Genomic DNA, 6810 nt, shown 5'->3' on the forward strand with positions numbered 1-6810 from the left:
GCCCCGCGGGCGGGGGGCGGTGTCTGGGGGGGTGGCCCCCCCCGTCCCCCCCCCCCCCACATACTGGCGGGTGGGGGGCCACCGCTGACGGGGGCCCCCCCCACCGGCATGTTCGCGTCCGGACGGCCCCACGGCGCCTCCGGACGGCACCGCGGAGTCCGTCGGGCCAGGGGCGGCGCGGTCGTGGGGTCAGGGGCGGAGGGGTCTCGCGGTCAGGGGCAGCGCACGACCTGGCCGGCGTAGGCCAGGCCGCCGCCGAAGCCGAAGAGCAGGACCGGGTCCCCCGGCGAGAGCTCGCCGCGCTCGACCAGCTTGGAGAAGGCCAGCGGGATGGAGGCGGCCGAGGTGTTGCCGGAGTCGACGACGTCCCGGGCCACCACGGCGTCGGTGAGGCCCAGCCTCTTCGCGATGGCGTCGATGATCCGCAGGTTGGCCTGGTGCGGGACGAAGCCCTTCAGCTCCGCCGGGTCGATCCCGGCCCGCTCGCAGGCCTGCCGGGCCAGCGGGGCGAGCTGGGTGGTGGCCCAGCGGAAGACCGCCTGGCCCTGCTGGCTGATCACCGGGTCCCAGCCGGTGATCACCACGGCGTCGCCCTTCTCCGGCTCGGAGCCCCAGACCACCGGCCCGATGCCGGGCTCGGCGCCCTCCGCCTGGGCCTCGACCACCGCGGCGCCCGCGCCGTCGCCGAAGATCACGCAGGTGGAGCGGTCGGTCCAGTCGAGCGTGTCGGACATCCGCTCGGCGCCGATCACCAGGGCGCGGCGGGCCGAGCCGGCCCGGATCGCGTGGTCGGCGGTGGCCAGGGCGTACGAGAAGCCGGAGCAGACCGTGTTGATGTCATACGCGGCGGGCGAGCGCACGCCCAGCCGGGCGGCCACGGCGGCGGCGGTGTTGGGGCTGCGCTCGATCGCGGTGCAGGTGGCGACCACCACGAGGTCGATCTCGGCGGCGTCCCGGCCGCTGTTGGCGAGCGCCTTCTGCGCGGCCTCGGTGGCGAGGTCGACCAGGGTCTCGTCCTCGGCGATGTGCCGGGTGCGGATGCCCACGCGGGAGCGGATCCACTCGTCGTCGGTGTCGACGAGTGCCGCCAGGTCGTCGTTGGTGAGGACCTTGGGGGGCTGGTAGTGGCCGAGTGCCACAATGCGCGAACCGCTCATACTGCCATGGAACCGGGTTACCCGCTGGTCAGCATGGTATGACCGGCGACAGGATCCACCCCCTCGATCTGTAGGAGGTGGACAAGGCCCCTTGCGGCGCCCGGGTTCCGCGTCCGCCGAGGTCAGGCGGCCAGTGCGGCCGCGTCGCCCATCACGATGACCGGGTGGGCGGCCGGGTCCAGGGTGCGGATCAGCTGGGCCATCTTGTCCTCGGGGATCGACACGCAGCCGTGGGTCGGGCCGTCGTGGTCCACGTGGAGCCAGATGCCGCCGCCCTTCTTGGAGCCCATCGGGCGGCGCGGGTCGAGCGGGGTGTTGCCGGGGACGCGGTTGTAGTTGATCGCGACCACGTAGTCGAAGGAGCCGGCCAGCTGGTCCCCGAAGAAGCCCGTGCCGGAGACGACGAAGCTCGGGTCCTTGTCGTACGGGAGCTTGCTGCCCGGGTCCGCCTTGCGGCCGCCCGCGTCGGTGAGGCTGAACACGCCGATCGGGCTGCGCAGGTCGCCCTCGTTGTGGTCGGTGGTCCAGCCGCTCTTGCCGTTGTGGCCCTGCCAGGTCTCGCCGGCCAGCCAGCGGCCCTCGGGGGTGCGGGTCCAGAGCGTGACGGTGTTCTTGTCGGTGTTCTTGTCCTGGCCGGAGGCGACCACGACCTGGGTGGTCTCGGCGGGGATCTTCGCGGTGAAGGCCGCGCCGAGGCCGGGTATCGCGGCGACCGAGCCGTCCGCGCGGGTCTGGCTGCGGTCGGCGGCCGGGACCGCGGCCTGCCGGCCGGCGGCGGCCTGGGCGGCCGCCGGGTCCGGGGCGGGCTGGTCGGGCTTGCTGACGCCCTCCGGGCCGGGGCCGTCGGCGGTGGTGATGCCGGGCTTGGCGCCGTCCTGGCCGACGGCGTACCAGCCGGCGGTGGCGGCGACCAGCAGCGCGGTGCCGGCCATCACGGCCTTGCCGTGACGTTTCTGCTTGGCCTTGCGCCGCCGTCCCCGGGCCGCCGTCCGGGTGCCCGCCACGGGCGCGACGGGCGCGGCGGCGAGCACGACGGGCTCGGGCTCGTAGCCGGATTCGTAGGCGGCCTCGGACGTGGCCTCGGACGTGGCCTCGGGCGCGAACTCGTACCCGGCTTCGTACGCGGTTCCGGGCAGGGCCGTGGGATCGGGCTCGGCCGGGTACGCCGGTGCGGCCCGGTAGCCGGGCTCGGCCGGGTACGGGGCGGGCTCGGCGTCGTACGGCTGGTAGGGCTGGAACGGCTGGTCGTACGCCGCGTAGGACCCGTCGGGGGCCTGCTGGTACGGCTGGTACTCGCCGTACCCGTGGTCCTGCTGAACCGGCTGCTGGTACGGCGGGAAGCCCTCGTACTGCTGCTGCGGCATCAGGTCGACCGGCCCCTGCGTCGGCTGGTGCGGCGGGTACGCGGTGGCACGATCAGAACCGGACATGCTGTCGATCCTGCCAAACGCCGTACCCGTTGGTAAACCCGGGCCGCGTGCGGAGGCCGTGAAGACGGCCGCCGCCCCGGCCGGAGGTCGGCCGGGGCGGCGGTGAGCTTCGCAGGTCAGAGGCGCATCGCCTGCGGGGACTCACGGCGCATCGGGTCCGGGCCCTCGTACTCGCGGATGACCTCGTAGCGGGTGTTGCGCTCCACCGGGCGGAAGCCGGCGTCGCGGATCAGCCCGAGCAGGTCGTCGCGGCCGAGCTTGTTCGGGGTGCCGAAGTTGTCCGCGTCGTGGGTGATCTTGTACTCGACCACCGAGCCGTCCATGTCGTCCGCGCCGTGGCTGAGCGCCAGCTGGGCGGTGGTGACGCCGTGCATCACCCAGAAGACCTTCACGTGCGGGACGTTGTCGAAGAGCAGCCGGGAGACCGCGAAGGTCTTCAGCGCCTCGGCGCCGGTGGCCATCTCGGTACGGGCCATCAGCTTGTTGCGCACGACGCCGTCCTTGGAGTCGTGGAAGTCGTGCTGGTAGCGCAGCGGGATGAAGACCTGGAAGCCGCCGGTCTCGTCCTGGAGCTCGCGCAGCCGCAGCACGTGGTCCACCCGGTGGCGGGGCTCCTCGATGTGGCCGTACAGCATGGTGGCCGGCGTCTTGAGGCCCTTGCTGTGCGCGAGGCGGTGGATCCGCGACCAGTCCTCCCAGTGGGTGTCGTGGTCGACGATGTGCTGGCGGACCTCCCAGTCGAAGATCTCCGCGCCGCCGCCGGTCAGCGACTCCAGGCCGGCGTCGATCAGCTCGTCCAGGATCTCGTCGGCGGGCAGGCCGCTGATCTTCTCGAACCAGTGGATCTCGGTGGCGGTGAAGGCCTTCAGCGAGACGTTCGGCAGGGCCGCCTTCAACTCCCGCAGCGAGCGCGGGTAGTAGCGCCACGGCAGGGTCGGGTGCAGGCCGTTGACGATGTGCAGCTCGGTGAGGGACTCGACCTCCATCGCCTTGGCGAGGCGGACGGCCTCCTCGATGCGCATCGTGTAGGCGTCCTTCTCGCCCGGCTTGCGCTGGAACGAGCAGTACGCGCAGGACGCGCTGCACACGTTGGTCATGTTGAGGTGGCGGTTGACGTTGAAGTGGACGACGTCGCCGTTCTTCCTCGTCCGCACGTGGTGGGCCAGCCCGCCCAGCCAGGCCAGGTCGTCGCTCTCGTAGAGCGCGATCCCGTCCTCGCGGGTCAGCCGCTCACCCGCGTAGACCTTCGCCTCCAGCTCGCGCTTGAGCCCTGCGTCCATGCGGTGCCCCGCCTCCTCCGACATTCGAATCCTTGCCGGACGAGCCTACGCCTATGCCTTGAGCAGCTCGGCGAGCAGTGTCGGGTCGATGTTGCCACCGCTGACCACGGCCGCCACCGCCTGGCCGCCGGTCTCGGCGGCGCGGTGGAAGTAGGCGGCCGGGGCGACCGCCCCGGAGGGCTCGGCGACCAGCCGGCCGCGGCGGGCCAGCACGGCCACGGTGGCGCGGATCTCGTCCTCGGTGACGGTGACGATGTCGTCCACGTAGGCCGTGACGTGCTCGAACGGCAGCACGCCGAGCGAGGGGGTGCGCAGCCCGTCCGCGATGGTCCGGTAGGTGTCGGCGACCGGCCACTCGACCCGGCGGCCGGCCCGCAGGCTGGCCCGGGCGTCGGCGGCCAGCTCGGGCTCCACGCCGACCACCCGGATGCCGGGGCGGGTGAGCTTGAGCGCGGCCGCCGTCCCGCCGATCAGGCCGCCGCCGCTGACCGGCACCAGGACGGTGTCCAGCTCGGCCGGGGCGTCCTCGGCGATCTCCAGTCCGACCGTGCCCTGGCCCGCGATGATGAACGGGTCGTCGTACGGGGGGACCCAGACGTAGCCGTGCTTCCCGGCCAGCTCGGCGGGCAGGGTGTCCCGCTCCTCCGGCGCGACCAGGATCACCTCGGCGCCGAACGAGCGGGTGGCCTCCACCTTCACCGCGGGCGAGGTGTCCGGCATCACGATCACGGCCTTGATGCCGAGCTCCCGGGCCGCGTACGCCACCGCCTGCGCGTGGTTGCCGCTGGACTGGGCGACCACGCCCCGGGAGCGCTCGTCCTCGGTGAGCGCGGCCAGCCGGTTGTAGGCGCCGCGGGTCTTGAAGGCCCCGGTCGGCTGGAGGTTCTCGGGCTTCAGCCAGAGCCGCCGCTCCCCCTCGGCCGCCCAGGGGGCGGGGACGAGCGGGGTGCGCACGGCGACCCCCGCGATCCGCTGCCGAGCCGCGCGCAGCTCCTCCAGTCCGACCAGTGCCATACGTCACTCTCCTACAGGAGGAAGTTCACTCACCCGGTTTTCCCACTTGGTGGAGAGTACGACGGTGGTGCGGGTCCGGGCTACGCCCTTCGTGCCCGAGATCCGCTTGACCACCGACTCCAGGCCGGCCACGTCGGCCACCCGGACCTTCAGCATGTAGGAGTCGTCGCCGGCGATGAACCAGCAGTCCTCGACCTCGTTGAGGTCCTTCAGCCGGAACGCCACGTCCTCGTGGTCCGCCGCGTCGGTGAGCTGAAGGCCGATCAGGGCCGTGACACCGAAGCCGAGCGAGGCCGGGTTGACCGTCGCCCGGTAGCCGGTGATGACCCCGGCCTGCTCCAGGCGGTTGATCCGGTCCGTGACGCTCGGGCCGGAGAGCCCGACCAGGCGGCCCAACTCGGCGTAGGACGCGCGGCCGTTCTCCCGGAGCGCCTGGATGAGCTGTCTGTCCACCGTGTCCATATACCGTCCGCGTCCTTCCGAACCTCGCCAGACCCACAGATCATTATCCGGTTTCAAAGGCGCCGTGCGCCGAACGACCCGGATATCGCAGAGAACATACTCTCCCGCCCCCGGTCTCCTCACTCCCCCTCAGCCAGTGTGCCGTCCCCGGCGGCCGCCGCGCGGGCGGCCGCCCCCAACTCCCCTTCCCAGCGCAGGTACAGGGAATGCGGCACGTCGACGGCGTCCAGCACCCGTCCGGCCACGAAATCCACGAGTTCGCGCACGGTGGAGCCGCCGGCGTAGAAACCGGGCGAAGCGGGCAGCACGACCGCCCCCTGCGCGTCGAGCTCCACCAAGTGCTTCAACGTCACCCCGTTGAGTGGTGTCTCGCGCACGCAGACGACGAGCGGGCGGCGCTCCTTGAGGGTGACGCTGGCGACGCGCTGCAGCAGGTCCTTGCTCAGGCCGAGCGCGATCCCGGCCACCGCGCCGGTGGTCGCGGGCACCACGAGCATGCCCTTGGCCGGGTACGAGCCGCTGGACGGGCCGGCCGCGAAGTCCCCGGCGGGCCAGTAGCGGACGTCGTCCAGGCCCTGGTCGGTCCCGAGCCAGGCGGCGAGGTCGGTGCGCCAGTGGGCGTCCCGGAAGGAGATGCCGGTCTCGTCCAGGATGGTGAGCCGGGCGGCGCGGCTGACGATCAGGTCCACCGCCTCGCCGGCGGCCAGCAGCGCGCGGATCACCGAGGCCGCGTACGGCGTCCCCGACGCGCCCGAGACCCCGACCACCCACGGCTGACGCTTCGCAGTTCCCATGGGGCAATTCTGTCCCGGCGCCACCTGCGGGTTCGGCCCGGGCGGGCCGGGAGGGGCCCGGAAGCCGCCGTCCCCTGGGAGGATGGGCGCATGGCAGCGACCCTCGTCGACCTCACCCATCAGGTGACCACCGCGATGCCGGTCTACCCCGGCGACCCGGCCGTCCTGCTGGAGCCCGCGCTCACCACGGCCACCGCCGGGGTGAACGTGCTGGCCCTGCACCTCGGCTCGCAGTCCGGGACGCACGTGGACGCGCCGTACCACGTGGACGTCACCTGGCCGACCCTGGACGGGCTGCCGCTGGAGCGGTTCACCGGCCCGGCCGTGGTCGCCGACCTGCGCGGGCTGGAGCCCCGGACGGCCGTCACCGCCGAGCTGCTGGCGCCCGCGCTGGAGCGGGCCGCCGAGGGCACCGTGCTGCTGCTGGCCACCGGCTGGGCCCGGCACTGGGGCACCGACGCCTACCTCGCCCACCCCAGCCTGACCCCGGCCGCCGCCGAGGCGATCGTCGCCGCCGGGGTGCGGACGGTCGGGGTGGACGCGCTCAGCGTCGACCCGACGCCCGACCCGGGCCCGGGCGACCCGGCGGTGGCCGCGCTGCTCGCCGACCTCACCGACGAGCACGACCCGGACGCCGCCGACGAGCCCACGCTCGCCGCCCACCGGGTGCTGC

The 6810-nt window shown here is 73.2% G+C and carries 7 protein-coding genes; 1 reads left to right on the forward strand and 6 read right to left on the reverse strand.

The annotated features are described in order from the left end of the window. Nucleotides 1–212: 212 nt before the first annotated feature. From ABZW03_RS34450 to ABZW03_RS34475, 6 genes are all read right to left on the reverse strand, one after another. Nucleotides 213–1157 carry a beta-ketoacyl-ACP synthase III gene (locus ABZW03_RS34450; RefSeq protein WP_355267389.1) on the reverse strand — a complete coding sequence of 315 codons (945 nt, stop codon included), beginning with the start codon at nt 1155–1157 and terminating at the stop codon, nt 213–215. 122 nt (nt 1158–1279) lie between these two features. Continuing rightward, on the reverse strand, nt 1280–2587 hold the full coding sequence (locus ABZW03_RS34455) for a L,D-transpeptidase family protein (RefSeq protein ID WP_355267391.1): 1308 nt from the start codon (nt 2585–2587) through the stop codon (nt 1280–1282). 116 nt (nt 2588–2703) lie between these two features. Continuing rightward, on the reverse strand, nt 2704–3867 hold the full coding sequence (gene mqnE, locus ABZW03_RS34460) for an aminofutalosine synthase MqnE (protein WP_355267394.1): 1164 nt from the start codon (nt 3865–3867) through the stop codon (nt 2704–2706). A 51-nt stretch (nt 3868–3918) separates the two neighbouring features. Next, on the reverse strand, nt 3919–4881 hold the full coding sequence (locus ABZW03_RS34465; RefSeq protein ID WP_355267397.1) for a threonine/serine dehydratase: 963 nt from the start codon (nt 4879–4881) through the stop codon (nt 3919–3921). A 3-nt stretch (nt 4882–4884) separates the two neighbouring features. Then, the gene (locus tag ABZW03_RS34470; protein WP_030055719.1) at nt 4885–5343 is read right to left on the reverse strand and encodes an Lrp/AsnC family transcriptional regulator; all 459 of its coding nucleotides are present in this window, start codon (nt 5341–5343) and stop codon (nt 4885–4887) included. Nucleotides 5344–5462: 119 nt separating this feature from the next. Then, nucleotides 5463–6137 (reverse strand): UbiX family flavin prenyltransferase, encoded by a 675-nt coding sequence (locus tag ABZW03_RS34475; RefSeq protein ID WP_355267400.1) that lies wholly within the window; start codon nt 6135–6137, stop codon nt 5463–5465. A gap of 90 nt (nt 6138–6227) precedes the next feature. Between ABZW03_RS34475 and ABZW03_RS34480 the strand changes: the two genes are divergently transcribed. Beyond that, nucleotides 6228–6810 (forward strand): cyclase family protein (locus ABZW03_RS34480; RefSeq protein ID WP_355267403.1); only part of this gene is annotated, 583 nt, incomplete at its 3' end.

This window comes from Kitasatospora sp. NPDC004799 (assembly GCF_040609095.1).
Taxonomy (GTDB): domain Bacteria; phylum Actinomycetota; class Actinomycetes; order Streptomycetales; family Streptomycetaceae; genus Kitasatospora.

Excerpts from the sequence above, each read along its gene's own strand:
- ABZW03_RS34465 (WP_355267397.1), bottom strand. The coding sequence starts at position 4,881 with ATGGCACTGGTCGGACTGGAGGAGCTGCGCGCGGCTCGGCAGCGGATC.
- ABZW03_RS34475 (WP_355267400.1), bottom strand. The coding sequence starts at position 6,137 with ATGGGAACTGCGAAGCGTCAGCCGTGGGTGGTCGGGGTCTCGGGCGCG.
- mqnE (WP_355267394.1), bottom strand. The coding sequence starts at position 3,867 with ATGGACGCAGGGCTCAAGCGCGAGCTGGAGGCGAAGGTCTACGCGGGT.
- ABZW03_RS34470 (WP_030055719.1), bottom strand. The coding sequence starts at position 5,343 with ATGGACACGGTGGACAGACAGCTCATCCAGGCGCTCCGGGAGAACGGC.
- ABZW03_RS34450 (WP_355267389.1), bottom strand. The coding sequence starts at position 1,157 with ATGAGCGGTTCGCGCATTGTGGCACTCGGCCACTACCAGCCCCCCAAG.
- ABZW03_RS34455 (WP_355267391.1), bottom strand. The coding sequence starts at position 2,587 with ATGTCCGGTTCTGATCGTGCCACCGCGTACCCGCCGCACCAGCCGACG.